At 41.4% G+C, this 25,804-nt stretch carries 26 protein-coding genes and 4 tRNA genes; 9 read left to right on the plus strand and 21 right to left on the minus strand.

Annotated elements, in window-relative coordinates; translation table 11 throughout:
- Positions 1-4 precede the first annotated feature (4 nt).
- The 3 genes from J8M01_RS00715 to ribA all read right to left on the minus strand — a co-directional run bounded on the left by J8M01_RS00715 (position 5) and on the right by ribA (position 2,041).
- Positions 5-469: a regulatory protein RecX gene (locus tag J8M01_RS00715; protein ID WP_192508718.1), complete on the minus strand. Its 465-nt coding sequence runs from the start codon at positions 467-469 to the stop codon at positions 5-7.
- The gene (locus J8M01_RS00720; RefSeq protein WP_211056703.1) at positions 470-1,276 is read right to left on the minus strand and encodes a BPSS1780 family membrane protein; all 807 of its coding nucleotides are present in this window, start codon (positions 1,274-1,276) and stop codon (positions 470-472) included. It lies immediately after the preceding gene.
- 138 nt (positions 1,277-1,414) lie between these two features.
- Complete coding sequence (gene ribA / locus J8M01_RS00725) at positions 1,415-2,041, minus strand: GTP cyclohydrolase II (RefSeq protein WP_192508720.1); 627 nt, start codon at positions 2,039-2,041, stop codon at positions 1,415-1,417.
- Positions 2,042-2,279: 238 nt separating this feature from the next.
- Between ribA and J8M01_RS00730 the strand changes: the two genes are divergently transcribed.
- The 3 genes from J8M01_RS00730 to J8M01_RS00740 are packed head-to-tail and all read left to right on the plus strand — an operon-like array spanning position 2,280 to position 5,462.
- Positions 2,280-3,491 (plus strand): hypothetical protein, encoded by a 1,212-nt coding sequence (locus J8M01_RS00730; RefSeq protein ID WP_211056704.1) that lies wholly within the window; start codon positions 2,280-2,282, stop codon positions 3,489-3,491.
- Entirely contained in the window at positions 3,491-3,913 is a 423-nt protein-coding gene (locus J8M01_RS00735; RefSeq protein WP_211052267.1) for a hypothetical protein, read from the plus strand. The genes J8M01_RS00730 and J8M01_RS00735 overlap by 1 nt, the downstream gene beginning before the upstream one ends.
- Positions 3,914-3,959: 46 nt before the next feature.
- On the plus strand, positions 3,960-5,462 hold the full coding sequence (locus J8M01_RS00740; protein ID WP_247670921.1) for a diguanylate cyclase: 1,503 nt from the start codon (positions 3,960-3,962) through the stop codon (positions 5,460-5,462).
- A 14-nt stretch (positions 5,463-5,476) separates the two neighbouring features.
- Here J8M01_RS00740 and J8M01_RS00745 read toward each other — a convergent pair whose 3' ends face one another.
- Positions 5,477-5,983 carry a DUF3087 domain-containing protein gene (locus J8M01_RS00745; protein ID WP_211056705.1) on the minus strand — a complete coding sequence of 169 codons (507 nt, stop codon included), beginning with the start codon at positions 5,981-5,983 and terminating at the stop codon, positions 5,477-5,479.
- Between the two features lie 127 nt (positions 5,984-6,110).
- Here J8M01_RS00745 and J8M01_RS00750 point away from each other — a divergent pair, with 127 nt between their 5' ends.
- From J8M01_RS00750 to J8M01_RS00760, 3 genes are read left to right on the plus strand one after another with little or no spacing between them, the layout of a single operon-like run.
- Positions 6,111-6,737 (plus strand): energy transducer TonB, encoded by a 627-nt coding sequence (locus J8M01_RS00750; RefSeq protein ID WP_211056706.1) that lies wholly within the window; start codon positions 6,111-6,113, stop codon positions 6,735-6,737.
- A 53-nt stretch (positions 6,738-6,790) separates the two neighbouring features.
- The gene (locus J8M01_RS00755) at positions 6,791-7,333 is read left to right on the plus strand and encodes an RNA polymerase sigma factor (protein ID WP_210995636.1); all 543 of its coding nucleotides are present in this window, start codon (positions 6,791-6,793) and stop codon (positions 7,331-7,333) included.
- A complete protein-coding gene (locus J8M01_RS00760) occupies positions 7,326-7,916 on the plus strand; it encodes a hypothetical protein (RefSeq protein ID WP_192508727.1) in 591 nt (196 codons plus the stop codon). The genes J8M01_RS00755 and J8M01_RS00760 overlap by 8 nt, the downstream gene beginning before the upstream one ends.
- Positions 7,917-7,957: 41 nt before the next feature.
- On the opposite strand, the gene J8M01_RS00765 is transcribed toward J8M01_RS00760, so the two are convergent.
- Positions 7,958-9,334: a Na+/H+ antiporter NhaC family protein gene (locus J8M01_RS00765; RefSeq protein WP_192508728.1), complete on the minus strand. Its 1,377-nt coding sequence runs from the start codon at positions 9,332-9,334 to the stop codon at positions 7,958-7,960.
- A gap of 245 nt (positions 9,335-9,579) precedes the next feature.
- Between J8M01_RS00765 and J8M01_RS00770 the strand changes: the two genes are divergently transcribed.
- Positions 9,580-10,428 (plus strand): MurR/RpiR family transcriptional regulator, encoded by an 849-nt coding sequence (locus J8M01_RS00770; protein ID WP_192508729.1) that lies wholly within the window; start codon positions 9,580-9,582, stop codon positions 10,426-10,428.
- Here J8M01_RS00770 and J8M01_RS00775 read toward each other — a convergent pair.
- The 11 genes from J8M01_RS00775 to xerD form a co-directional block, all read right to left on the minus strand.
- On the minus strand, positions 10,425-11,570 hold the full coding sequence (locus J8M01_RS00775; RefSeq protein WP_247670922.1) for a DUF1343 domain-containing protein: 1,146 nt from the start codon (positions 11,568-11,570) through the stop codon (positions 10,425-10,427). The two genes, J8M01_RS00770 and J8M01_RS00775, sit on opposite strands and share 4 nt — an antisense overlap.
- Before the next feature lie 229 nt (positions 11,571-11,799).
- Positions 11,800-11,876, minus strand: a tRNA-Arg gene (locus tag J8M01_RS00780).
- Between the two features lie 152 nt (positions 11,877-12,028).
- Positions 12,029-12,105 (minus strand) — tRNA-Arg (locus tag J8M01_RS00785).
- A 152-nt stretch (positions 12,106-12,257) separates the two neighbouring features.
- Positions 12,258-12,334 (minus strand) — tRNA-Arg (locus tag J8M01_RS00790).
- 59 nt (positions 12,335-12,393) lie between these two features.
- Positions 12,394-12,486 (minus strand) — tRNA-Ser (locus J8M01_RS00795).
- 122 nt (positions 12,487-12,608) lie between these two features.
- A complete protein-coding gene (locus tag J8M01_RS00800; protein WP_192508730.1) occupies positions 12,609-12,797 on the minus strand; it encodes a hypothetical protein in 189 nt (62 codons plus the stop codon).
- Positions 12,798-13,036: 239 nt separating this feature from the next.
- Positions 13,037-14,578, minus strand: coding sequence for a lysine--tRNA ligase (gene lysS, locus J8M01_RS00805; protein ID WP_211056708.1), 1,542 nt, complete (start codon positions 14,576-14,578; stop codon positions 13,037-13,039).
- A gap of 27 nt (positions 14,579-14,605) precedes the next feature.
- Positions 14,606-15,704, minus strand: a protein-coding gene (gene prfB / locus J8M01_RS00810; protein ID WP_119861044.1) for a peptide chain release factor 2 whose coding sequence is annotated in 2 segments (ribosomal slippage) — positions 14,606-15,628 and positions 15,630-15,704 — 1,098 coding nt in all. Because the reading frame shifts where the segments join, the coding sequence is not laid out codon by codon here.
- A gap of 120 nt (positions 15,705-15,824) precedes the next feature.
- A complete protein-coding gene (recJ, locus tag J8M01_RS00815) occupies positions 15,825-17,549 on the minus strand; it encodes a single-stranded-DNA-specific exonuclease RecJ (protein ID WP_211056709.1) in 1,725 nt (574 codons plus the stop codon).
- Positions 17,550-17,623: 74 nt separating this feature from the next.
- Positions 17,624-18,358, minus strand: coding sequence for a bifunctional protein-disulfide isomerase/oxidoreductase DsbC (dsbC, locus tag J8M01_RS00820; protein WP_192508734.1), 735 nt, complete (start codon positions 18,356-18,358; stop codon positions 17,624-17,626).
- 62 nt (positions 18,359-18,420) lie between these two features.
- Positions 18,421-19,347, minus strand: coding sequence for a site-specific tyrosine recombinase XerD (gene xerD / locus J8M01_RS00825; RefSeq protein ID WP_211056710.1), 927 nt, complete (start codon positions 19,345-19,347; stop codon positions 18,421-18,423).
- Positions 19,348-19,427: 80 nt separating this feature from the next.
- Between xerD and fldB the strand changes: the two genes are divergently transcribed.
- A complete protein-coding gene (fldB, locus tag J8M01_RS00830) occupies positions 19,428-19,949 on the plus strand; it encodes a flavodoxin FldB (protein WP_211056711.1) in 522 nt (173 codons plus the stop codon).
- A gap of 69 nt (positions 19,950-20,018) precedes the next feature.
- Here the strand turns inward: fldB and J8M01_RS00835 are convergent, their stop codons facing one another.
- Together J8M01_RS00835 and J8M01_RS00840 are read right to left on the minus strand one after the other, a co-directional pair.
- The gene (locus J8M01_RS00835) at positions 20,019-20,525 is read right to left on the minus strand and encodes a hypothetical protein (protein ID WP_211056712.1); all 507 of its coding nucleotides are present in this window, start codon (positions 20,523-20,525) and stop codon (positions 20,019-20,021) included.
- A gap of 268 nt (positions 20,526-20,793) precedes the next feature.
- Positions 20,794-21,495: a methyltransferase gene (locus tag J8M01_RS00840; RefSeq protein ID WP_211056713.1), complete on the minus strand. Its 702-nt coding sequence runs from the start codon at positions 21,493-21,495 to the stop codon at positions 20,794-20,796.
- Positions 21,496-21,563: 68 nt separating this feature from the next.
- Between J8M01_RS00840 and srmB the strand changes: the two genes are divergently transcribed.
- A complete protein-coding gene (gene srmB / locus J8M01_RS00845) occupies positions 21,564-22,796 on the plus strand; it encodes an ATP-dependent RNA helicase SrmB (RefSeq protein ID WP_211056714.1) in 1,233 nt (410 codons plus the stop codon).
- A 27-nt stretch (positions 22,797-22,823) separates the two neighbouring features.
- On the opposite strand, the gene J8M01_RS00850 is transcribed toward srmB, so the two are convergent.
- Genes J8M01_RS00850 through J8M01_RS00860 form a run of 3 tightly spaced genes read right to left on the minus strand, consistent with a single transcriptional unit; the run spans position 22,824 to position 25,737 of the window.
- Positions 22,824-24,038 carry an FAD-dependent oxidoreductase gene (locus tag J8M01_RS00850; RefSeq protein WP_211056715.1) on the minus strand — a complete coding sequence of 405 codons (1,215 nt, stop codon included), beginning with the start codon at positions 24,036-24,038 and terminating at the stop codon, positions 22,824-22,826.
- Positions 24,035-25,426 carry an FAD/NAD(P)-binding oxidoreductase gene (locus J8M01_RS00855; protein ID WP_211056716.1) on the minus strand — a complete coding sequence of 464 codons (1,392 nt, stop codon included), beginning with the start codon at positions 25,424-25,426 and terminating at the stop codon, positions 24,035-24,037. The genes J8M01_RS00850 and J8M01_RS00855 overlap by 4 nt, the downstream gene beginning before the upstream one ends.
- Positions 25,423-25,737: a 2Fe-2S iron-sulfur cluster-binding protein gene (locus tag J8M01_RS00860; protein WP_211056717.1), complete on the minus strand. Its 315-nt coding sequence runs from the start codon at positions 25,735-25,737 to the stop codon at positions 25,423-25,425. Before J8M01_RS00860 ends, J8M01_RS00855 begins: the two co-directional genes overlap by 4 nt.
- Positions 25,738-25,804: the final 67 nt, after the last annotated feature.

Here is a 25,804-nt window from a genome sequence, read left to right on the forward strand (position 1 = left end):
GTGATTATTCACCCATTGTTGCTGCTTGCATTGCAAAATCTATTTCTTCATAGCTAAAGCCGCGATACATCATGTATCTGACTCGCTTTGCTTTGTCTTTATAATCAAGGTTAGGCGCAGTTACTGCGTACTTTTTTACATAAGCATCTTGCGCTAATTGAAACCAATCGACTTCGAGCGTCTCGATTAGTTGCAGTAATTGCGCGCGGTCAACCCCTTTATTCATCGCCTCAGCCAACACTCTTTTTTGGCCAAAACCTTTATTAATCTGTCTTCTTAAAAAGCTATCGCAATAACGAGCTTCATCGATATAACCGAGCCGCTCACACCATACTAATAACTCTTCGATGTAGCTCTCTGGCGCCTCTTTGGCTCTGAGCTTTTTTATCAACTCTTTGTGAGAGTACTCTTGCCTAGCCAGTAACCACAATACATAGTTTTTTAGCTTTTGCTTACTAGTATCATCCATTTAAGCGTCAAACCGGCCCGTATCGTTACCATCTTGTTGCACTGTTTCCGTGCTCTCATCATGCTCACTTTGCACCTTAACAACCGGCATAAAAATCGCTTGGAAAGAAACAAAAAAGCTAATATATGAAATAGGAATAATCACCAATAAAGGGATCATGCTTAGTGGCATTGACGCCAATATTAACAAAGCAATCGCTAAGCCATACACCCCCAGCGGGGCCATGTTTTTATGAAATACCTTGAGCGATTGTTTAATCGCCGTAAAAATACGTGTTTCACCTTTAAAAAACACCAGAGGTAATGCATACGCAAATGCCATTAGATTAAAGCAATGTGCTATCGCAAACACCATAATATCAGACATTGAAATACTCGCGAGTAATGCATTTATTAACTCATCTGGCTGTTGAGTTGATGACGCTTCTTGCATAATCGCAAATGCATCAGCAAATAAGAAATCCGCTAACAAGGTCAATAAAATAATCGCCCCCATTTGGTATAAACCTAGGCGAAACAGGTGTAATCGTCGCCCTTTTGCGGAAAAAGGCGCTAAGATATCAGCAAGGCTAATGGTTTTACCTTGCTGCTTACTCAACACGGCCATATACATACCGGCAGTCAAAAACGGCGATGCAAAAGCCGCTAATAATTGCAGCAAAGGTGCCACGAGGGGCACAAGCGCCACAATAATGATGAAAATATACATGAAAACAAACGTCATGGGCTGAGTCTTAAAAATGCTCCAACCAGCCTTTAGCCACTGAATACCCATGGCTGCTTTAAATACTCTAAATTCTGATGACATAACGGCTCAAAGCTAATAAAAACACGGAGATTATACCCAAGAGGAACAAAATTGCGAGTTTATCAATCGATTCTGCTTCTCTAAAAAGCAAAAATGCGACAGAAGATGTCGCACTCTTAAATAAACTCGGATGTTACACTATTGTGGTTTTGAAATTTTCTTTATATCCAGCATATGTGAACCATGTTTTACCTTAGTCTCTAAATAACTCCGGTTACCGACATTTCCTGATTTAACATGTGCCTGAGTTGCTACAACCTCGTCGACGGTAATACCGGCATCTCTCAGTGCATTGAGCTTATTTGGATTATTTGTCATTAATTTAACATGCGACAGCCCCATCGCTTTCAACATCAAAACCGCATCTGAGAAATCGCGTAAATCATCATCAAAACCCAAATGATTATTTGCCTCGTAAGTGTTCATCCCTTGTGATTGTAATACATACGCGTCAATTTTATTATACAGGCCAATTCCTCTGCCTTCTTGGCGTAAATATAGCAGGATCCCACCTTGTTTATGCATGGTCTCTATACATTCATTTAACTGCTCACCACAGTCACACCGAGACGAATGGAATACGTCTCCGGTCAGGCACTCAGAATGCATTCGAATAAGGGGTACTGATTGTTGCGATTCCGCTTCATTAAAAATTAAAGCAACGTGCTCTTGGCCATCTTGCAAACCACTAAAGGACACAATTTCCGCGGGAATATGACTATGCTGTCCCACATTCAGCTGAACTCTCGCTCTTACATCTGCCACGACTTCAGGACCTACTCAGTAAATTAAACGTGATACTATCACAATATTTATATGCAATAATATAGATATGGTGTTCAAATCAGAAAAAACAAGCTCGTTATATGCAAGCCCTATCGTACATGTGCAAAATTTTGCAATTAATCTGTCTAGATGATGGTTGACTGTTGAATTACAAGCAACACCAGCTAATCTTAGATTAAGACAAGATACAGAACCACGCGCATCCTCGGAACGAACAATGAGATTACTGGTTGCCTTACTATCAATCCCTCACTTTATGGCTGACGGCTCAACTTTAAAGTTTGATGGTTTTACCAATATCAGTCTCAGTAGTAGTTCCTCTGAAACAGCGAAAGTCAGGCAACTAATTTCCCAACCACATGGTGTATCGAACAGTAACATTGCTTTATATAATTCCTCACTTGGCGTGCAATTTGAATGGCAAGCCTCATCTGCTTGGCAAATCGTTAGCCAGTTAGTTATAAAAGATCAAAAGAAATACGATATCAATACGCTGACACAACTGGCCTTCGTTCGCTATATGCCTAATGCCGACTGGACTATACGCCTCGGGCGCACCGGTCTTGATTTATTCATGATGACTGAATATCGAGATATTGGCTATTCGTTTACACAAGAACATTTACCAACTGAGTTTTATGCCATTATTCCCCACCAAAATATCGATGGCTTAGATTTACGCTATAAAACCCCAACTGAACTCGGGCTAACGAGTATACGGGCATTTATTGGCCGTTCTAAAGCATCTATCGTGAGCGATAATAACTTTTATTGGAACGCCGAATTAAAAGATATTGCTGGCCTGACTGTTGAGATAGAAAATAACAACTGGTTACTTAGAGCAAACTACACACAATCTAAATCTGGAAACGAAAATGCACAACAACAGATGTTAAAAGAGGCGATACAACACATTTCTCCACAAGTTTGGCCTAGCCAACCGCAACTATTGACATCATTAGATATCGTTGGGAAACGTTTCGACTACAGTGCCATTGGCTTTCGGTTCGATGATACTAACTGGATTGCTCAATCTGAATTATCTTATATAAATTCTAATTCGGAAGTACTAAACCACTTAAGAAGTTACTATATTAGTGTCGGAAAGCACATCGGCAACCATACTTTAATGGCTTCCTTCTCTCGCGCAAAATCTAATAATGAAACACCAGAAAAACCACTTATATCAACACCTGAACTAGATTTTATATACAATAATATTGTCCGTCACACCGATTTTTACTTAATTGATCAATACACTGTTTCTATGACTTGGAGGGTTGAATTAAGTGATGTATCAGCGTTAAAACTGCAATGGGATCATACAAATGTTGGGCGTCTCCCCTCTGCATTATATTTGCACAACCACACAACCACTCCCGATAATCAGTTTAATACCTTAGGCATTAGCCTGAACTGGGTATTCTGATGTTAAAAACAATTTCAGCGCTCACCATTTGTTTCGCATGTTCGTGTTTGGCTCAGCAAGATCTGGTTGTCATTGTGCACAAAGATAACCCCGTGAATAGCTTAACCCACAAAGCGGTTGTTGATATGTTCATGGGGAAATACTTAGCTTTTCCGAATGGAGTGATAGCACTGACCTGTGACTATAAAAAAGAGAGCCAAATTCGTTCTTCTTTTTTAAGTGCCATAACTGGACGCCCTATCAGCCAAATAAATGCTTATTGGTCGCGCGTACGTTTTAGTGGTAAAGCGTCACCTCCACAGATATTCGACGATGTCGTGAGTATCCTCGATAAAGTCGCAAATACATCAAATGCCATTGCCTATGTTCCGGCTCACACCGTGACACATAACGTAAAGGTGGTATATAAAATTGCTCAATAAACATAGTTTAATTACCAGACTGTTAATTATCGTTTCAGGTTCCGCTATGGTGTTCGCCTTGATCTATGCCAAGCTGCACTACAGCAACGTATTCGATACTGAAATGCAGCGCTCAAACAACACCATATTACAAATTGGTCAAACAGTGTCAGCCACAGCTTCTATCGCCGCGTATTTAGAAGACAAAGATCTCGCAAATGAAGTGCTAAACGGATTAGTTAGCAACGATGTTATTCTCGCTGCTCAACTCAATGGTCAGCAAAGTGTGCTTGCTAAAAGCATTCTATATAAAACAGAGTTACCAATTACATTTGTGTTAAGTAATCCCTTTATTATTGGTGAGCAAATTGGTGCCATTTACATAGAACCTAATACAATATTTATTGAACAAAGCGCACAAACACTTGCTTTATCAAGTGTACAAACCTTATTGGTTGTCATCTTGCCTATGCTCATCATCTTTGCCATACTTGTGTATGCTCTTATCACCCAACCTCTTAATTATTTGAGCTGTCAGCTTGCCAAAATAAGCCCGGGTAAAGGGCAACGAATTGTCATTCCCACCACACACAGACACAGCGAAATAGGGACTATTTCAGGTGATATAAATAAGTTACTGTCTCGAACCGAAACGCTCTTTCTGCAAGAGCGCAGTTTAAGAAAAGACATTGAACGATTTGAAAAACGCTTTCGGCTTATGTTTGAAAAGTCATCGTCCCCGACGCTACTGGTAAAAGACAAAGGCGACATTTTATTAATTAACGAGGCAGCACAAGATTTACTCGCTGGGCTAGGCATAGATTTAGAAGAGCGCTTTCCTCATGCCTTAGGCAAGGCCTGTAAAACACCGGATATTCTATATACCTTTACCAGCAATAGTATTAACCAAAAACAAGTCATGCAGTCAGAATTTGAATTTAACAACCAGCTCACCTTAGAAACAGTGTGGCTCAATATTATTATCATAAATACCGAAAGTGATAATCAATCGTACTTACAAGTATTTATCAACGATATTACGATGAAAAAAGTTATGATCACGCAATTAAAACAAAAAGCGCAGTTTGATACATTAACTGGATTGAGTAACCGATACGGTGCAGAACTAATTTTACTTGAATGGTTAGACCAACAGCGCCCATTTAGCTTAATGCTACTTGATTTAGATGAATTCAAACCCATCAATGATATTCATGGCCACAATGCAGGTGATTCAATGCTGCAACATGTGGCACAACAACTTCAGCTTAACGTGCGTACTGATGACTTGATCTGTCGTTGGGGTGGCGATGAATTCTTGATTGCATTAGCGAATATCACCGAACAAGAAACAAAAGACCTTGCAACCACACTCTCGAAGGTCATTACCACGCCAATGCAATATTATAAATCGGGACAAGAGCACACCCTTATTGTCAGCGCAAGTCTCGGAATTGCCCGTTACCCAGATCATGCAAACACACTTAAAACGCTGGTCGAGTGTGCCGATATCGCCATGTACACAATTAAAAGAACCAGCAAAAACAGTTTTGCTTTTTATCAGATATGACTTTATAGAGCACTCTAAAATTGCTTCAACAACACGGCATTATATTCCTTTATGTCCAACGTAACATTGTATTGCTTGAGCAACGTATCTAAATGCGCTTGCCAAGTCGCTAAATCATCCATCGTGATCAAGTTATCATCCAGCTCCCATAATTGCTTAGATGCGGTATAACTAAACTGAATCGCAAGCATGGCATCAACATTGCCTTGTTCTGCAGCAATCTTGAGCTTGGTCATTTTGCGTGTAACTTTATTCAGGGCTTGTTTTAAATCCCAAACATAAACCACTTCATACATGTACGAGTGACGCCTTACTTTTAATAACACCATTGCAATCATTAAACTGGTCACAATCACCCCCAGTAAATTCCAATGAAAGTGGCTCCCATCAGGGTCAGGGAATAATGCAATAAGGCACTGCGCAACTCCTAAACTTCCGCCCGTTAACGCCACGACACACGCACCAATAACATAGTTAAGGTGTTTACGATATCTTGCTTTATTTATCGCCTCTAACAGCATCTGCTTATCCTAAAAGTACACTGCTGCGGATTGTACTCGTAATTTCTAAACAAAAAAAATAAAAAATCACCCCTTTTTTGATCCAACTTCGTTATATGAAATAACTCACCTATAAAAGGAATATGCGATGTCTGCACTCACACACTTCCCAACCGCTTCAATCACCAAAGTATTGCTTTCGACAGCCGGAGCATTAGTGGTCACATTTGCTGCTTTTGTATTTATGGATAAGTTGATCAGCCAAGAGCAAATAAGAGTATCAACTACGCCTGAAGTGATCGATTTATCCTTTTTTGTAAACAAGCAAGATAGTGCACCGCAACCGATGCAGAAGTTACCTCCACCACCAACACTAAAACCACAACCTCCGAAAGCTATCGAGCGCACATCAGTTGCAGCTATTGATATCGGTTTGATATTTACCCCAACACTCTCGCTTGGACCAATAAAACACGCATCTCCAATATTGAGCCAACAAGATACGGGGGCAACAGCAATTGTTCGCTCAGAGCCAAAATACCCTATAGCCGCAGCCCGAGATGGCATTGAAGGATGGGTACAGCTCAACTTCACCATTTCATCTCATGGACAAGTAATCAATGCGACAGTAGTCAACGCAGAACCAAAGCGCATTTTTAATAAGGAAGCATTACGTGCCATAACACGTTGGAAGTACAGACCTAAAATAGTGAACGGACAAGCCATCGCGCAACCAAATCAAAATGTTGTGCTAGAGTTTAAATTAAATCAGTAACTTTATTGGGTAAATATCAAACTGTATTTACCCAATATCTGTGAGGAAAGCCTATGCTAATAGCCTTAAAATCATGGCTAAAATTAAATACCCGTGCTGATGACCCGCTCTATGAATACAAAAAAACGGGCCAAAGCTACTATATTGAGCAAGCCATTGATACCTATAGCCGTGATATATTCCACTTTATTCGCAGTCAAAGTAATCGTGTGTTAGCCGAGGATATCTGCCAAAAAACTTGGCTAACCGTCGTCGAAAAGCGTCACACATATAACCAACAGAATACGCCTAAAGCGTGGTTATTCTCCATTGCGCGCAATGCGTTAATTGATGAACTGCGAAAAACAAAAAGAATCGTACAATTAGATGATACAACGCTGATTGCAGCACAGTCTGATAATTCACATATAGATACGCTATATCAAGCAATGACACAGTTGCCATTTTTGCAGCGTGAAGCCTTAATGCTCCAGCTGGAAGGATTTTCATTGCAAGAAATCGCGCATATTACACATCAAAATCACGAAACCATCAAAACCCGTTTGCGATATGCCAAGCAACATTTAAAAGCAACCATGGAGCCTAACGATGGATAACCAAGAGCAATTTGAAAAAGTCCTAAAACAGGCATACAAAAAGTGTAAAGAGCCAGTAAATACGAGCCAACTTAATAAATACAAACAGGCCTGTGCAAAAAATGAAAAGTACGTATCATGGCAGCGAGTACAGTGGCTTTTGGCTTGCTCTGGAGTGGTATTTTTATGCATTCAACTTTTTATAGCGACCCCCAGCGATAAGCATACAACCATCACTATGAAAAGTGCCACGCAGTATGACAATATAGAAATACATCGCGTACAGCAGGGTGAATATCAACGTGAAATTGTCATCCAAAAACAGCGGTTAGATTTACAGTTGAAACACAGTCAAATGATACGAAAAGCAACCATTTCCCATGGTGAGGTCATTGAACAACACGTAGATAGATGGCTCATCGCAGATTGTCAGAAAAGAACTTTGATAAGCCTTGAGCAAAGCTTATTAGCACAATTAGTTCCTAACTGGAAAACACAACCTTCCTTTGTCGGCCGTTATTTGGCTCTCAATCAAAACAGCGCAGGGCACATTATTGGCTTAAGTGGCATCGAAAGAGGGCAACAAATCTATAGTTGCCCATAATATATCAGTGCTTGATGTGCCATGATAAATAGAGCATAAAATTAAATAAGTAGAATACTTGCAATGAAAAAGCTGATTAACGCCAGCACCCCGCCCACTAAAGCATATGGCAGTTGGGTTTTTACATGCGTTAATAAATCACATCCTGATGCGAGTGCGGACACTGCACTGGTATCTGATATTGGTGAACAATGATCGCCAAAAATACCACCACTTAAAATGGCGCCAATAACCAGCTCAGGCGGGAGTCCAAGCGTTTGGATCAGTGGCACGCCAATCGGGATCAAAATAGCGAATGTTCCCCATGATGTGCCTGTTGTAAATGACATTACTGCCCCAGTTAAAAACAATACTGGTACAATTGCGTAAAGTGGCAAGTAATCACCGACTAATGATGCGACAAATACACCGGTGCCTAACACCTTTAAACTCGCACCTAAAGTGAGTGATAACAGTACGATACTCACTAACGGTAAAAGCTCTCCAATTCCTTTAAAACCTACATCCACAAGTTGATGATGTGTAAAACGCTTATGTGTTAATAATAATAAATAAGCCACGGCCGACGCCAGTATAGTCGCATAAAGCACGGACTTAGAGCCACTGCCTTTTGCCAACTCACCGCCCCCAGTCCAAAACATAAAACCGACCATACTGATGATCAATGTCAGCAGTGGTACCAACATAAACCTTGCCTTCGTTGCGGTTGGCCCTGTATCAACGTCTACATTTCTCTTACTTAACTGTTGTTCTGCGAACTTCATTGGACCATGTACTTTATCAAACACAATGGTGTAAAGCACAATCAACAGAGCAATAATTGCATAATAGTTAAAAGCAACGCTTCCCCATAATATGCTGACAGCTGATTGCTCTAATTCATAGTTACTTAATAGACCTAGAATATACGCTCCCCACCCATTTAATAAAATCAAAATGCAAACTGGGGCACTGGTGCTATCGATTATGTACGCCAATCGCGCTCGACTCATTTTAAATTTATCGAACAAGCCTCTAGAAACAATACCAGACGTTAAAACACTCATATTCGATTCAATGAATACTGCCGTTCCAGTGAACATAGTAAGTAAACCAACTTGCCGCTTACTCTTTGCTACACCTTTGTTCATCAAAACACTGACGGTTGCCGCTACGCCACCGGATTCTCTGATATAGGCCAGTAATGCCCCAATCACCAAACTAAAAATAAGGATCCGACTATTACCAGCTGACGTCGCCACAGAAATAACACGCTCAATGCTATTAACCAGCGTCATGAATACGCTACTTCCCTCTCCTTGTAAGGCCAATAAAAACTCCGAACTAAGCAACGCCAACACAAGCGCTAAAATTACTTCCTTACGCCAAAACACCACTAATATGGCAATTAATGGTGGCAATATAGAGTACCAAGTCATACAGCTTCCTTACAGGTCGCAACAGCAACAATAGAAAATAATGAATTCGACCGAACAGCTTAATGAGTAAAATGCTAAAAACCAAGCTTTTCAGTTAAACCAAAGTCAATAATGCAACATTAGTACCTATACTGGTACAATGTGTGAAAAAATAGCAATAATCATAACTGGAAACACTATCGCAACGTTCCGATTGCACCTATAATAAGTACAATTACAAATTAGTTACAGGTGAAGTATCCCGCATGTCGACATTCGTAAAAATAAAAGCTTTGCGGCCAAGTCTCTCAAATAGTGAGGCTAAGCTTGCAGATTTCACGTTAAATTCAAGTGCCAAGATTAGAGCGCTTTCATCTGTGGAACTGGCCAGAGCTGCAGGTGTTAGCCAATCAAGCGTAGTCAAGTTCGCGCAAAAGCTTGGCTATAAAGGCTTTCCAGCATTTAAACTGGCTGTTGTAGATGACCTTAATTTGCAAAGCCAGCACCCTCAGCCCGCAACAGGAATCATCAACAGTAATGACCCACTCGAACTCATAGCCGATAAATTACTATCAAATCAGCATGCCATTTTATCAGAAACGCACAAACTCAATACCCCAAATCAATTTGAGAATGCGATTCAAACCATAAAATCAGCAAAGAAAATTATGATATGTGCAGTTGGTGGCAGCTACACAATGGCACAAGACTTTGCACTCAAGCTGCAAAAGCTCGGTTTACCGGCCATTGCCCAAATAGATGAAATGTCTGCTGCTAGTTACGTCGCAACGATGAGCAAAGATGACTTGTTAATCGCCATTAGTGATTCAGGGCAAAGTAAAGGGGTATTAAAAGTTGCCAAGCAAGCAGCTATCAATGAATGTAATATTATTACCATGTCTCGCTATGGTAGTAATCCACTCAGTGATCTAGCGCATACTAAACTATTCACCGTCATTGATCATGAGCCAGTTAAACACGCATCGATTTTAACACGCACATCACAAAGCTACTTAATTGATGTACTTTTCATTGGTCTGACACAATCAAATTTACATTGGCAAAAACGTGCTGAACGTGCCAATGAATATATGAGCGAGTTACGTCACAGTTAACGTGGGTAAAGTAAATAAGGTTGGCGGCGCTGCATATACTGTTGCAATGATGGCTGCCAACTTTGCTTTATTTTTTCAGCCGACTTACCCGCCTCAATCGCGATTCTGAGTTGGTCTGTCCCTGCGAGTTTATCCATAAAGCCCGCATGTTTAAAAAACACAATCCCGTCACTAGATAGCTTTTTATACGCATTAATAAACCAGCTTAAGTCCAACCCGTCACTTTCATATTGCCTTAAATCAACCCCGAATACGGATCTCCCATTGAACTTTGGATTCGCAGCCACACCTTTAATTGACCGTGGCGTAAATGAAAACTTTCCAAGTTTTATGGGATCATATCCGTAGACTTGAAAAGGAAAATCAGTCCCTCTACCAACAGATACAGGTGTAGCTTCAAAAAAGCACAAAGAGGGATAAAGCGCAATTGCTTGACTATTAGGAAGGTTAGGGCTTGGCTTTATTGGTAACTCATACTTGGTATTCACACTATAATTTTCAACGGGGATCACTTGTAACTGCAACTTTTTATCCACCGCCAACCAATTTTCACCAACAATCATTTTTGCCAACTCGCCCACTGTGAGACCATGTAAAACCGGAATTGGGTGTATACCTACGAATGATTTAAACTTGGGATCTAAAACTGGACCATCTACAAACGCAATATTTGGATTAGGTCTGTCTAATACAATAAAATTTTTGCCATATTTTGCTGCAGCTTCCATCATATAGTGCATTGTGCTGATGTAAGTATAAAATCGAACCCCCACATCTTGAATATCAAAAATGATCACATCAATATCTTGGAGCTGTTGTTTTGATGGGCGTTTATGCTTGCCATATAACGATACAATCGGCACTCCCGTTTTTATATCAGTGCCCGATAATACATGTGCCCCAGCATCGTGGTCCCCACGAAAACCGTGTTCAGGTGCAAATATCACACGTACATCAACCCCTTTAGACAATAGACTATCTAGTAAATGTCCGTGTTTTGTGCGTGCAGTTTGATTGACGACCAAGGCCACACGCTGCTGCTTTAATAAAGGTAAATAGTGCTCGTAACGTTCAGCCCCTACTTGCAATGCCCAACAGTTAACGGTGAATATACATAAACAAACAAGAAAGAAGAAACGCATAGTTATCATGAAGAAAAAAATTTGGCTCATGATGGCGGAGAAAGTTAGACGATGCAAGAGCAAGGCGATGCCTTACTAATTTAAATGAAGCTGCTGTGGCACCTTCAAATGGTGTACTCACTCGCCTTGAGAAAACACCTAAGGAACGTAATTTATAAATTTCAGACACAAAAAAACCGATTGACTATACATAATCATATCGGTTGTTTGTTCCACTTCTAAAAAGAAGTGGCGGACGCGGGAGGATTCGAACCTCCGACCGCCTGGTTCGTAGCCAGGTACTCTATCCAGCTGAGCTACGCGTCCGTTATTCAGTTTTATTTTCATCGATACTGCTTCGATGCGAACTTTTTCCGTAACCATCACTGCCAAATAAACTATTCAGCTGAGCTACATGTTCGTGTTGGTAATTTTATATCTTACTTAGATATCTCTTTGTTTATCCACTGAGAGAAAAGTGGCGGACGCGGGAGGATTCGAACCTCCGACCGCCTGGTTCGTAGCCAGGTACTCTATCCAGCTGAGCTACGCGTCCGTTATTCAGTTTTATTTTCATCGATACTGCTTCGATGCGAACTTTTCCCGTAACCATCACTGCCAAATAAACTATTCAGCTGAGCTACATGTTCGTGTTGGTAATTTTATATCTTACTTAGATATCTCTTTGTTTATCCACTGAGAGAAAAGTGGCGGACGCGGGAGGATTCGAACCTCCGACCGCCTGGTTCGTAGCCAGGTACTCTATCCAGCTGAGCTACGCGTCCGTTATGAAGTTTTTATTTATATCGAACTTTATCGATAAGACATACCATTTATAAATAAATGGCGGAGAAGGAGGGATTCGAACCCTCGATAGGGCTACAAACCCTATACTCCCTTAGCAGGGGAGCGCCTTCAGCCACTCGGCCACCTCTCCGTGTCGTGGGGCGTATAATATAGGCTAGAAAAAATATGTCAAACACTTTTCTTGTAAAATCAGGCCGTATGGTGATAGATTAACCAGCTTGGTTGAAATCCTCACTTGAATAGGTCCTAGAATTAATCATGGTCTTGAAAACGACTGAGGGTATGCCTATCAATGAGTGCTTTTTTAGAGTCTTTCAATTCAGCTAAATAAGCATCTTGATATCCTAAACGCTGGAATTCGCAAATACACATCCGACAATATTCCATTCTCAACTCATCATTATCATCTTTTGAAGGTTGATATTTTTGTGGTTCTTTCATTTTTATGATTATCCATTAACCGCGCTCCAGCAGTATAGGAAACAATCAAAGACTTGCCAGTTCTAGATTTAATGGCATATGCAGTACGTATTTCATCTGCATAGACTAGCCAGTTGTTTTATTTGAGTAATTCATCTAATTAGCATTAGACTAAAGTCGCATACTGAGATATATCGCACGCAAATAACAGAAAAGCGCCATGAAGGCGCTTTTCTCAATCGTATCACTCTCTGGTGTACTTAGTCCGTTTGCGGTCTCATATGAGGAAACAAGATCACATCTTTAATCGTTGATGAATCAGTAAATAGCATCACTAAACGGTCAATACCAATACCTTCACCTGCCGTAGGCGGTAATCCATACTCTAATGCACGAATGTAATCTTCGTCATAATGCATTGCTTCATCATCACCCGCATCTTTCTCTTCAACCTGACGTGCAAAGCGTGCGGCTTGATCTTCAGCATCATTTAATTCAGAGAAACCGTTAGCCAATTCACGTCCACCAACAAAGAATTCAAAGCGGTCTGTGATAAATGCATTGTCGTCGTTACGACGTGCAAGCGGAGACACTTCCCATGGATATGCAGTAATGAAAGTTGGTTGAATAAGCTTATGTTCAGCCACTTCTTCAAAAATTTCACATAAGAACTTACCAGGTCCCCATACACAGTTTTCAGGGATTTTAACGTGAACTTGTTTAGCAAACGCTTTAAGCGCCTCAAAATGATTTTCAGGGTCTTGGAAGATCTCAGCTTGCTTAGCCGCCTCTTCGCTGTGCTCAATGATTGCATCAGCCATGGTTAAACGTACAAACGGCTGGCCAAAGTCATACTCAACGCTATCAGTAACTTCACCTTCCGCATTTTTAGTCGTATTAACAATGGTCGTCGTACCCAACACATCTTGTGCCACAGTACGTAACATATCTTCAGTTAAGTTCATCAAGTCATTGTAATCTGCATACGCTTGATAGAATTCAATCATGGTGAACTCAGGGTTATGACGTGTTGATAAACCTTCGTTACGGAAGTTACGGTTTATTTCAAATACACGGTCAAAGCCACCTACCACTAAACGCTTTAAGTAAAGTTCAGGTGCAATACGCAGGTACATATCAATGTCTAGGGCGTTATGGTGTGTCGCAAACGGGCGAGCAGTCGCACCACCAGGAATAACCTGTAGCATAGGTGTTTCAACTTCCATAAACTCACGTTCAGCAAGAAAACGACGAATACCTTCAATCACTTTAGAGCGGATACGGAATGTTTCACGCGTATCTGTGTTGGTGATCAAATCAACATAGCGCTGACGGTATTTGGCTTCTTGGTCTGTTAAACCATGAAACTTTTCGGGTAGCGGACGCAATGATTTAGTCAACAATTCATATTGAACCATATCAACGTATAAATCGCCTTTGCCTGACTTGTGTACAGGTCCAGTTACACCAATAATATCGCCAATATCAAGCTGGCCATATTTTGCTTTTAAATCTTTTTGCACATCTTTTGACGCATAAGCCTGAATGCGGCCTTTCATGTCTTGCAGTACTAAAAAAGGACCGCGTTTTGCTAAGACACGCCCAGCTACTGACGCCTGCTGGTTTAATTCAACAAGCTCTTCTTTCGATTTATCACCAAACTTAGCTTGTAGATCTGCCGTGTAATCTTCGCGGCGGAAGCTGTTAGGGTGGCCGTTGGCACTGCAATTCTCGCGAATCGCATCCAACTTAGTACGACGCTCAGCAATGAGTTTATTTTCGTCTTGGATTTGATCTGTCATTTTTTAGCTCTTAGTTTAGCTTGTTGATTAAAGGCCTGATTTCAGGCTAGCTTCGATAAATTTGTCTAGGTCACCATCGAGTACAACCTGCGTATTTCGATTTTCGACACCTGTACGTAAATCTTTGATTCGCGAGTCATCTAGTACGTAAGAACGTATTTGACTGCCCCAACCAATGTCTGATTTGGCATCTTCTTGTGACTGTTTTTCAGCGTTCTGTGCTTGCATTTCAAGCTCAAACAACTTGGCCTTTAATTGCTTCATCGCTTGTGCTTTGTTTTTATGCTGTGAACGTTCGTTCTGACACTGTACCACGGTATTGGTGGGTAAGTGGGTAATACGTACTGCTGATTCAGTGGTGTTTACGTGCTGACCACCCGCGCCAGAGGCACGATATACATCAATGCGTAACTCAGCTGGGTTAATGTCAATCTCAATGTTGTCATCAACTTCTGGGTAAACAAACGCTGACGCAAATGAAGTGTGCCGGCGGCCGCTTGAGTCAAATGGGCTTTTACGCACCAAACGGTGTACGCCTGTTTCTGTGCGTAGCCAACCGTAGGCATATTCACCGCTGAAACGTACCGTAGCGCCTTTAATACCGGCCACATCACCATCGGTAGCTTCAACCAGCTCAACTTTAAAGCCTTTTGCTTCGCCCCAACGTAAATACATACGCAGCAACATGTTACACCAGTCTTGCGCTTCAGTACCGCCTGAACCGGATTGCAAATCGAGATATGCATCATTGTCATCGTGTGGGCCTGAGAACATTCTACGGAATTCGAGCTTTTCAAGGCTCGCAACGAGCCCTGCTAACTCTTGCTCAGCTTCATCAAACGTGTCTTGATCTTCAGCTTCAACAGCAAGCTCCACCAGCCCTTCCACATCATCTGCACCAGCAACAAGGTTATCTATCGTTTCAACGACAATTTCTAATGCGGACTTTTCACGGCCTAGTGCTTGCGCTCTTTCTGGCTCATTCCATACTGCCGAGTCTTCAAGTTCAGCGTTAACTTCTTCTAAGCGCTCTTGTTTAAGAGCGTAGTCAAAGGTACCCCCGAAGCAGCTCAGTACGTTCGCGAATGTCCTTGATTTGATTAATCACAGGATTCACTTCAAACATGCACATTACTCCAAAATTTTACTACGGTAATGGGCTACCGCGTTAACGCAACGACGATCTGCAATAACCCAATTGTTAAACGCACCATATTAACAAAATTTGTCCCTGCTATAAATGTCTTTATGCAGTAATTGCGCTGATTTCTCGCACTATTAATTGCAATGAAAATTTCCCGCGAAACTCATTGATATCGAGTTGATAGGCAACTTGCGCTAACTGTGCTTGATTATTCGGCCATGCCCTAACATCAACATTGAATGCAATCGCATCGACTAACTTGCCACTAGGGTGTTTTAATACCAACTTTAGATGCTTTTCGCCCACGATGCGCTGCTGAACCAACTCAAACTCACCACAAAATATAGGTTCAGCAAAGTGTTGCCCCCATGGGCCAGCTTGTTGCAAAAGTTGAGCGAAGTCCATCGAAAAACACTCTGCCGGTAACGCGCCATCAGTTAATAAAACACTCTGTTTATGTTCCTCTGATAACAGTTCACTGACGCCATATTCAAACGCCTGTTTGAATTGCGCAAAGTTGGCTTCGAGAATGGTTAAACCAGCGGCCATAGCATGACCACCAAACTTTAAAATAAGATCTGGTTGCTGGGTATTAAGCTGCTCTAATAAGTCTCGCATATGTAGACCTTCTATTGAGCGGCATGACCCTTTTATCTCACCATTATCACCTTGTGCAAAAATCACCGCAGGTCGATGATATTTTTCTTTTAACCTGCCTGCTAAAATACCTATCACCCCTTGGTGCCAATCATCTTGATACAAACACACCGCATCAGGTACGCTTTTACTGCTTAATACCAATCGTTCAAGCACTGCTTGAGCTTCTTGCTGCATACCTTGCTCTATTTCACGACGCTCATGGTTTAAACCATCAAGTTCACCCGCGATACGACGGGCTTGATTCATATCTTTTGATAACAAACACGCTATACCCAAACTCATATCATCTAATCGACCTGCAGCATTCAGTCTCGGCGCAAGTGAAAAACCAAAATCGCTTGCACTTAAACGCGCGGCATTACGATTGGCAACTTCAATCAATGCTTGAATGCCAGGCCTGGTTTTACCACTTCGGATCCGTGCAAGCCCCTGATATACCAACGTACGATTATTTGCATCAAGTGCGACCACATCCGCAACGGTCCCTAACGCAACAATGTCCAATAATGCGGCCAAATTAGGTTCAGTATTTGTTGCAAAATAACCCTGCTCTCTCAACTTATTACGCAGCGCAATTAATAAATAGAAGGCAACTCCCACACCGGCGATTGATTTAGATGGAAATCCACAGTCATGTTGATTTGGGTTCACAATGGCATCTGCATTAGGCAAGTGCGCTCCCTGTAAGTGATGATCCGTTACGATCACGGTGATCCCTGCTTGTTTAACAAGATCAATACCTGCAATACACGAAATACCATTATCAACTGTGATCACTAAATTAGGTTTAAGCGCCACGATTTGCTCTGCTAAAGCAGGACTTAATCCGTACCCTAAACTAAATCTATCTGGTACCAAGTAATCGACATGCGTAAAACCAAATTGGGGAAGCCCTTCCATCAATACTGCGGTGCTTGTTGCGCCATCCGCATCAAAATCCCCCACAATCAATACGGTCGCGTTTCTAGCCAACATCTCTACAAGGATATTGCTGGCCTTATCCATATCTTTAAATAACTTAAAATCAAGTAACGTTTTTGCACTGTTATCTAATTCACTTGCGTCTAAAACGCCTCTCGTTGCATAAATTTGTTTGATAACAGGATGTAAGTGGGCGGGTAAATGACTATCTTCTACAAATGGGCGAGTACGGATCTCTGTGTTCATTTAACATCTCAAATTTTTTAGGCAACAAAAAAGGCCTTACGGCCTTTTCTAATTATAGAATGAGTATACCAAACTTAAGATTTTTTGCTGTTCTCTTCTAACGCTTTAGACAGTGCTGCTGCAGGCTGATAGCCTGGGATCAACGAGCCATCTTCTAAAATAATCGCAGGCGTACCTGTGATACCAAAGCTTTGGCCTAGTTCATAATGCTCCGAAACCGGCGCACTACAGTTTTCAACTTTAGCAACTGTTTGTCCTGCTTTAGCATCTGTCAGTGCTTGTGCTGCATCTTTTGCACACCAAACATTGCGTAAGTCTTCATAACCTGACCCACGTAAGCCTCCCCGTGGGAACGCCATATATTTAACCGTAATACCTGCGGCCAAATAATCATCTAGCTCACGGTGTAACTTACGACAATAGCCACATGTAATGTCTGTAAATACCGTTATTTGGTGTTTTTCATTTTCAGCTTTATACACAATCATAGAATCTTGATAATCGGCAACACCTTCTTTGCGTAATCCACTCAACGCCCCTTCCGTCAAGTTCTCACGGTTTTCAAGGTCAATCACCGTGCCCTGAATAAGGTACTTACCATCCGCGCTCGCATATAAAACACCTTTATCGGTGATCACTGTTTTAATACTTGGGATTGGGCTATCTGATATACTTTTAACTGTCACACCTAAACCAGAAAACTGCTCAATAATAGGGTCAGCCAACAATGGGGTTGGTGTTTCTGGTATCGTATTCGCTAAAGTTGAAAAGCTACACGCCAATGCGGCAGCTAAAATTAGTTTTTTCATATTCTGCTCATTAATTATTATGCGGTTACCCACTAAGACCGGAAAACCTCTAAAAAATTCCACTATGCTCTGGGATGATGTTGCTGATGTAACGATTTTAACCGTTCACTGGCAACATGGGTATAAATTTGTGTCGTCGATAAATCACTGTGACCTAGCATCATTTGGACGACACGTAAGTCCGCACCATGATTAAGCAAATGTGTTGCAAAAGCATGACGCAACGTGTGTGGTGATAATGGCGACGTTACATTAGCCAAAATAGCATAGTGTTTAATACGATGCCAAAAGGTTTGTCGAGTCATACCAACTCCTCGCTTTGATGGAAAAACGAAGTCAGTCGCATGTTTTATCATTTGCGGTCGACCCAGCTTCAAAAACTGTTCGATCCAATGCAATGCTTCTTCGCCCATAGGTACCAATCGTTCTTTACCGCCTTTTCCTCGAACCAAGACAACGGCTTGTCGCAAATTCACTTGTTCAATACGTAACCCTACCAATTCAGTTACGCGTAATCCCGTAGCATATAAGAGCTCCAGCATCGCTTTATCCCTGAGACCCAAAGGTTCATCAACCTCAGGAGCATCAAGCAAAGCTTCCACTTCGAGCTCTGTTAATGTTTTAGGTAGCGACTGTATTATTTTTGGTTGCGCAATACTAAGCAATGGCGTCGCTGTTATTTTTTGTTCTTTTACCCAATATAAAAAAAATCGTTTTAGTGCACTAATTGACCGTGCTGTGCTACGTGACTTCAGCCCTAGGTCAACTCGATACGCTAAATATGCTTCAATATCGCTACTTTGCACCTCCATCAAAGAAATGTCTCGCTGCGACTTAATCAAAAACTCGGTAAACTTGCCTAAGTCAGATCGGTATGCTGCTAAAGTATTGTCACTCAGCCCCTGTTCTAAAAACAAGGTATCTAAGAATGTCTCTATATAGTTATCATTACTCGATATATGGGTATTGTCGTTGGGAAATTCGCTCACAGGCTTCCTGTATCAATTTTTAACATCATAGGGTAGACTTCGTGCCTATCATAACAGTCAATTAGAAAGTGATAAATACAATGCAAATAGCGTTATTTTATGGTTCAACAACCTGCTATACAGAAATGGCAGCTGAAAAGATTCGTGACATTATTGGTGAAGATACAATTTCATTACATAACATCAAAGATGAGCCATTAATAAATGCAGAGCAATATGACTTTTTAATTTTAGGCATTTCTACATGGGATTTCGGAGAGCTTCAAGAAGATTGGGAGTCTAGCTGGGATGACATTGAAACTGTAAACCTTACAGGCAAAACCATTGCGTTATTCGGTATGGGTGATCAACAAGGTTATGGTCAATGGTTTCAAGACGCTTTAGGCATGCTACATGATAAAATACAGCCTCAAGGTGTTAATTTTATTGGTTATTGGCCCAATACAGCTGACTATGAATTCGAAGCATCAAAAGCACTCACTGAAGATGCGAGTCACTTTGTGGGATTGGCACTCGATGAAGACAGTCAGTATGAAAAAAGCGACGAACGAATCGCCAGCTGGATAGAACTGATAATGACCCAATACGGCGATTCACTATAGCTCTCTCACTGAACGGCTTTTCATTCTGTCATACATTCGGGCCATTTTATCTAACGTCTCCCAATGCAGTTAAACCGTAGCGGGATCCGCCCATGATACTTCTCGGATCCAAGTCTTGAGTGCAGGAAAGTCTTCAATAGAATCAATCATCCCCCATGCGGCTAACAAAGGTTGGCCGTACAATTCATTCTTTTCAAAAACCATAATCAGATTCTCACTGGACCCTTTGTAACCACCTGAATGTAATACGACACTGGTTGGCAGACCGATATGTTGAATAGCAGCCACGGACCATGCGATTGCCGCAATTTCCTCACCCTTCATCCAGTTTTTATTACTGCGACTTTTGTATACATCACCACTTAACAAGTGACGCTCAGTCGGCTCACATACGGCGATATGCCCAGCCTCATGTAATATATCACCGGCATAACTCAACTTTTCAACATCAATCAGTAATACACCTTGCTGTAACTTCAAACCGGGTAAAAACGTATCACTTGTTAAATGACTCAGCTGAAAGGGTACCTCAATAGTTTCTAAAAATGTCAAAATCTTGCGTATGGTCTGATCCATCAAATATCCCCTTCACGTTATCAATCAAAATTCGCATTCTATGCTATTTTGAAGCACTTTCTCTTATAAATATAGTCATTGTAAGATGCTGTAATTTTAGATAAAAACAAGTTATCTAAAATTATTTCTTCTATATTTACTCAGTGTTATTGATGATAAATAACCTCAGCTCTGGATAAGCGAACTTGCCCAATAAAGCTATTTTACAAAATACTTCCTATTCCAAAATCTTTATCCAAACCTGAGGTTAAATAGAATAGCGTCATCATTACATCTTCAAGTAAAAATCCCGACATAATGCAATATACTCCGGTGTATAGGTATTATTGCTATTACGCACACATAGCGCACTCATCAGTGCTGTATCACACGACGTTAATGAAAACTCCATAAGGCGACGACTCACTGGTTTATTTGGTGTCATTTTTACATTGCAGACTCTGTGTAAATATAAGCCCATCACACGGCCGCATTCGATAAAAATATCAGCTTCAGAACAAGGTAAAATAATCGTCAAAGTACTCTTTGCATGGCTCACTTGAATATAAGCACTGAGTAATTCACTGAAACTCAAGCCATCAGTATGTCGCGCTTTATTTCTTTGCTTATCAGGGCTTTTTAGACTGTTATTAAAATATGGAGGGTTGCTAATAACGCAATCAAATGTATGATTTGATTCAAATACTTGAATTGCACATTGATGAACCATAATATCAGGCCATGGACTCTGTGAAATATTATGCCGCGCATCATTAACTGCCTCCGCATCAATTTCAACAGCATCAATGATTAAGTCTTGATTACGCTGTTTACACATCAGCGCCAATAACCCAGTGCCTGTTCCTATGTCTAATAAACGCTGTGCACCTACTAAATTAGCCCATGCCCCCAACAAAATACCATCAGTTGATACCTTCATGGCGCTATTGTTCTGTTGAACCTTAAACTGTTTAAATGCAAAGCTAGTCATTATTCACCTTTTCGAAAATCACCATCACGCGTATAATTGAGACCATTGTCCTTTATTTATGATGTGCTATGCAATTTTCTGAATTTGATCTTGATACCAAAGTGTTGAACGCGATTGACAAAATGGGTTATCAATCCGCTACCAGTATACAACAGCTGGCAATTCCTGAAGCGTTAATCGGGCGTGATATATTAGCCTCCGCCCCAACTGGTACAGGAAAAACCGCTGCATTTTTAATCCCTGCAATTCAGCATTTGCTTGACTTTCCTCGTAAAGACCCTGGTTTTGCACGTGTGTTAATAATGACACCAACACGAGAGCTTGCTTATCAAATACATGAACAATGCCAGTTACTCGCTGCAAACACACACTTGAAAATTGGTGTGGTAACAGGAGGCATAAACTATGGTACACATAAAGAGATCTTTGAAAAGAACAATGACATTTTGATCTCAACACCTGGTCGGTTGATGGAATACCTTGAAACAGAAAACTTCCACGCAGAAAATGTTGAACTGTTGATTCTAGACGAAGCTGACCGCATGCTTGACCTTGGTTTCAAAAAAGAAATGCTCCGTATTTGTGAAGAAGCCAAAAATCGTCGTCAGTGCTTTTTATTCTCTGCAACATTAGAAGGCGATAGCGTTGAATTATTTGCTGAACGTATTTTAAATGATCCGGCTTTACTGGAGGCAGAATCATCTCGCAAAGAAAAAGCCAAAATACACCAATGGGTGCACTTAGCGGATAACTATACCCATAAACTAGAATTACTACTGCATTTATTACAAAGTGAAACTGAAGTACAAAAAGCCATCGTATTTGTAAAGACCCGAGAACGCTTAGAACAACTTGTTGGAGAGCTCTATACGCATGGCGTAAAAACCACATGGCTACGCGGTGAAATGCCACAAGATAAGCGTATGACCGCCATGGCCAATTTCCAAAGTGGCCGCACGCGTATTTTGATTGCAACCGATGTTGCAGCCCGTGGTATTGATGTTCCTGACATTACGCATGTTATTAACTTTGATTTGCCACGCACAGCAGATGTGTACGTTCACCGCATTGGTCGTACTGCTAGAGCTGGTAAAAAAGGCACAGCCATCTCATTTGTCGAAGCCCATGACGTAGCCATTTTAGCCAAAATTGAGCGTTATATTGACTTAGGCCTTAAACGAAGAGTGATAAAAGGCTTAGAAGCGCAAAATAAAGAAGCTCGCCCACCGAAGAAGAAGAAAGATCCACTCAAAATGAAAGCGAAAAAGAAAGCAAAAGCCAAGGTCAAGAAAAAGAAATAAATATGAAAGGCCTCTATGAGGCCTTTTTTATTCTGCAGTAAAAAAACGCGTCACACTAAATGGCGTTAAATCTAATGTGGTGTCTTGTCCTGTTACCAGCTCTGTGATCAACTGACCTGTGATAGCTGAAGTCACAATGCCTGTTCGAAAATGTCCACATGCATTAATGTATCCTGCAATGCCAGGGACATGACCTAATATCGGCAACTCATCTGGCGTACCAGGGCGTAACCCAGCCCAACAGCGCTTTATATTACTTTCTTTTAAGATAGGTAAACATTTTAATGCCCCTTGGGACAGTTCGGTAATTTTATCCAAACTATTTGTCGTATCAAAGCCCTTTTCTTCCGTGGAAGAGCCAATTAAAATTTCACCATTATCTTTTTGCGCAATGTAGCAGTCACTGGTACTGATACAACCATTGAGTACTTTCGGTAAACGTTCAGACAGAACAATTTGCCCTTTCACTGGGTATACTGGCATGTGCAACCCAGTTGCCTGATTAAACAACGTATCAGCCCATGCACCAGCAGCATTAATGAGCGTGTCGCATAGATACGTTTCTTCATTGGTCGTCACACCAGTGACACGATTTCCCTCACGTAAAACCGATGTCACTTCATTGTTTAAAACTAGTTCAACACCATTTTGTCTTGCCCCTTCGATGTACGCATCCACTAGCCGATAAGGATTTACTTGATGATCACAAATAAAATCTATTGCACCAATCGCATCCGGTGTGACATAAGGCTCTTCGGCTTTTAACTGTGCTGCATCTAACCACCGAACTTGATCAGCAAGATGAGGAATACCGCTGGTAATTTGGTCGGCATAAATACGATCATCTTCGTTATACATGATGAACTTTAGCCCCGTGCGTTCAAACTTAAAATCGACACCATGTCGCTCAAGCATTTCTTGATGAAGTGCCGGATACATGGCGTTTGAAGTCAAGGCGAACTCAAAGAAACAATCTGGCAACTGGTGAGGCCGCATAACAGGGATCTCTTTGCCTTTTGCTTCACTTTGCAACTTAGATAAGGTTTTGAAAAAAATAACGCCACAACCTAACCCAACAGATTCACCAATAGCCCATAATCCACCAGCAGAAGCTCGCGACGCGTTCCCCGGTTTTTTTATATCGATGAGTGCAATCTTCAAATCCGTATCTCGACTTAAAAAATAGGCACACGCGGCACCAATCACACCGCCTCCTGCAATAACAATATCGAATTTTCTCATTCGTGCTCTTCCAAAAAAGTAAATGGGATTGGATCTAACGGGAAACGTGGTTTAATAGTCCCAATATCATCTATACACCCTGCTTGATGTAATCTATCTACCGCATAACTTGAACACGTTTTACCTTGGCAATCTCCCATGCCAATGCGAGTACGCATTTTCAAGCTTGTAATATCTTTAACACCTTGAGCGAGTGCAATATCGACTTGTGCACGTGTTGTTTTTTCACATCGACACACAATCGTTTCCGGTTGGGCAAGTGCCATTAAACCTTTTTGCCGCGCTGAGAATCGATCAAAACCATAACGAAATCGCTTAATTCGATCTAACTTCCTCATCACCTTTCCAGCATGCTGTGCCGCCTGTTTCGCATTGAGCACCCCTCTGCGCTCAGCAATTCGTATGGCTGCGATTTGTCCTTCACAAATCGCGGCATCAGCACCCAATAACCCACTGCTATCACCAGCGATATATACATTTTTTACATTACTATGTTGCCAGCGATCTAGAATCGGAATACTGCCACTGACATTACTATATTCATGCTCAACACCCAATAACATCGCCAATTGACTACGCGCAACAAAACCATAGCCAACCCCAACAGCGTCGACTTCTATGGTTTTAGTATTTTGCAAATCGGCTTGCCACTGAGCATTGTAAGGCGCAACAACCACGCTACTAACTGAATGGTCTCCTAGTGCTTTAACAATCCCCCAGCCATAGTGAAAAGGAATATCGTGCTTTTTCAAATACCCCATCATGCTTAAACCAGATAAAGTGAGCTTGGGTTTATTGAGTAAAGCAACGGCTTCTTTGGCCAATTTACCAAATTGACTTGCTTCATAGACACCAGCGACTTCAACCCCTGATTTATGTAATTGACACGCAACTAACGGTAATAGAGGCCCCGTTCCCACCAATGCCATTTTACTACCTGGTTTTACCAACCCACTTTTGAGTTGTAACTGCACTCCTCCCATCAACATCACCCCCGGTAGCTGCCACCCTTGAAACGGAATACTCCTTTCATGACAGCCCGTGGCTACCACAAGCTCTTCGTAGGCTAAATTTTCTAATCTCTCATCTTTGCTTACCAGTAAGTTTTTCTTGCCTTCAGGCCCCAAAACTCGTGTATTTGTCAATAACCTAATATGTTTCACATTATTATCATAACGCCTTTGTAAGGCCACCATGGCGCGTTTTAAATTATCGTCTAGATGCGGCAATGTTAGTGTGCTACGTAATGGCCCTCGATAAATCACCCCGCCAATTTTTGATGCTTCATCCACGACTGTACTCGTAATACCAAACTTTCCTAGATGGGCAGCTGTCGCGGTACCAGCGGGGCCGCCGCCGACAATTACCACAGGGTGATTATGTGTCATTTTATACCCTCTTCGAAAAATCGATTCACCAGCGTCTCGACTGTCATTTGTGGCTGAACAACCGTTTGACAAGCACGCTTTTTAAATCGTTTGTTCACTTTTACATGACAGCAATGGCATACGCCCATGCCACAATACGCCCCTGAAACACCATGATGGTCATTCACCATCAACTCCTTATGCTCCGTTGCAAGCAAAACCGATAAAATAGTTTCCCCTTCGCTTACCGCAACCTTTTGATGATTTACGGTTATTTCAAATGACGGTGATGTGATGGGCGTAATGTCCTTTGTTCGCCTTAAACATTTCATAACTTGCCTCTGCTAAATAAATTATCTTGAATAAATTTTAATTTACTCTTCGATGCGCAGATTAATA

This window comes from Pseudoalteromonas sp. MMG005 (genome assembly GCF_018101015.1).
GTDB classification, from domain to species: domain Bacteria; phylum Pseudomonadota; class Gammaproteobacteria; order Enterobacterales; family Alteromonadaceae; genus Pseudoalteromonas; species Pseudoalteromonas aurantia.

Bases quoted from the DNA above. Each gene is read 5' to 3' on its own strand.
- J8M01_RS00715 (WP_192508718.1), bottom strand. From the start codon at position 469: ATGGATGATACTAGTAAGCAAAAGCTAAAAAACTATGTATTGTGGTTA.
- J8M01_RS00720 (WP_211056703.1), bottom strand. From the start codon at position 1,276: ATGTCATCAGAATTTAGAGTATTTAAAGCAGCCATGGGTATTCAGTGG.
- J8M01_RS00730 (WP_211056704.1), top strand. From the start codon at position 2,280: ATGAGATTACTGGTTGCCTTACTATCAATCCCTCACTTTATGGCTGAC.
- J8M01_RS00735 (WP_211052267.1), top strand. From the start codon at position 3,491: ATGTTAAAAACAATTTCAGCGCTCACCATTTGTTTCGCATGTTCGTGT.
- J8M01_RS00740 (WP_247670921.1), top strand. From the start codon at position 3,960: ATGGTGTTCGCCTTGATCTATGCCAAGCTGCACTACAGCAACGTATTC.
- J8M01_RS00745 (WP_211056705.1), bottom strand. From the start codon at position 5,983: ATGCTGTTAGAGGCGATAAATAAAGCAAGATATCGTAAACACCTTAAC.
- J8M01_RS00750 (WP_211056706.1), top strand. From the start codon at position 6,111: ATGTCTGCACTCACACACTTCCCAACCGCTTCAATCACCAAAGTATTG.
- J8M01_RS00755 (WP_210995636.1), top strand. From the start codon at position 6,791: ATGCTAATAGCCTTAAAATCATGGCTAAAATTAAATACCCGTGCTGAT.
- J8M01_RS00760 (WP_192508727.1), top strand. From the start codon at position 7,326: ATGGATAACCAAGAGCAATTTGAAAAAGTCCTAAAACAGGCATACAAA.
- J8M01_RS00765 (WP_192508728.1), bottom strand. From the start codon at position 9,334: ATGACTTGGTACTCTATATTGCCACCATTAATTGCCATATTAGTGGTG.
- J8M01_RS00770 (WP_192508729.1), top strand. From the start codon at position 9,580: ATGTCGACATTCGTAAAAATAAAAGCTTTGCGGCCAAGTCTCTCAAAT.
- J8M01_RS00775 (WP_247670922.1), bottom strand. From the start codon at position 11,570: ATGCGTTTCTTCTTTCTTGTTTGTTTATGTATATTCACCGTTAACTGT.
- J8M01_RS00800 (WP_192508730.1), bottom strand. From the start codon at position 12,797: ATGAAAGAACCACAAAAATATCAACCTTCAAAAGATGATAATGATGAG.
- lysS (WP_211056708.1), bottom strand. From the start codon at position 14,578: ATGACAGATCAAATCCAAGACGAAAATAAACTCATTGCTGAGCGTCGT.
- recJ (WP_211056709.1), bottom strand. From the start codon at position 17,549: ATGAACACAGAGATCCGTACTCGCCCATTTGTAGAAGATAGTCATTTA.
- dsbC (WP_192508734.1), bottom strand. From the start codon at position 18,358: ATGAAAAAACTAATTTTAGCTGCCGCATTGGCGTGTAGCTTTTCAACT.
- fldB (WP_211056711.1), top strand. From the start codon at position 19,428: ATGCAAATAGCGTTATTTTATGGTTCAACAACCTGCTATACAGAAATG.
- J8M01_RS00835 (WP_211056712.1), bottom strand. From the start codon at position 20,525: ATGGATCAGACCATACGCAAGATTTTGACATTTTTAGAAACTATTGAG.
- J8M01_RS00840 (WP_211056713.1), bottom strand. From the start codon at position 21,495: ATGACTAGCTTTGCATTTAAACAGTTTAAGGTTCAACAGAACAATAGC.
- srmB (WP_211056714.1), top strand. From the start codon at position 21,564: ATGCAATTTTCTGAATTTGATCTTGATACCAAAGTGTTGAACGCGATT.
- J8M01_RS00850 (WP_211056715.1), bottom strand. From the start codon at position 24,038: ATGAGAAAATTCGATATTGTTATTGCAGGAGGCGGTGTGATTGGTGCC.
- J8M01_RS00855 (WP_211056716.1), bottom strand. From the start codon at position 25,426: ATGACACATAATCACCCTGTGGTAATTGTCGGCGGCGGCCCCGCTGGT.
- J8M01_RS00860 (WP_211056717.1), bottom strand. From the start codon at position 25,737: ATGAAATGTTTAAGGCGAACAAAGGACATTACGCCCATCACATCACCG.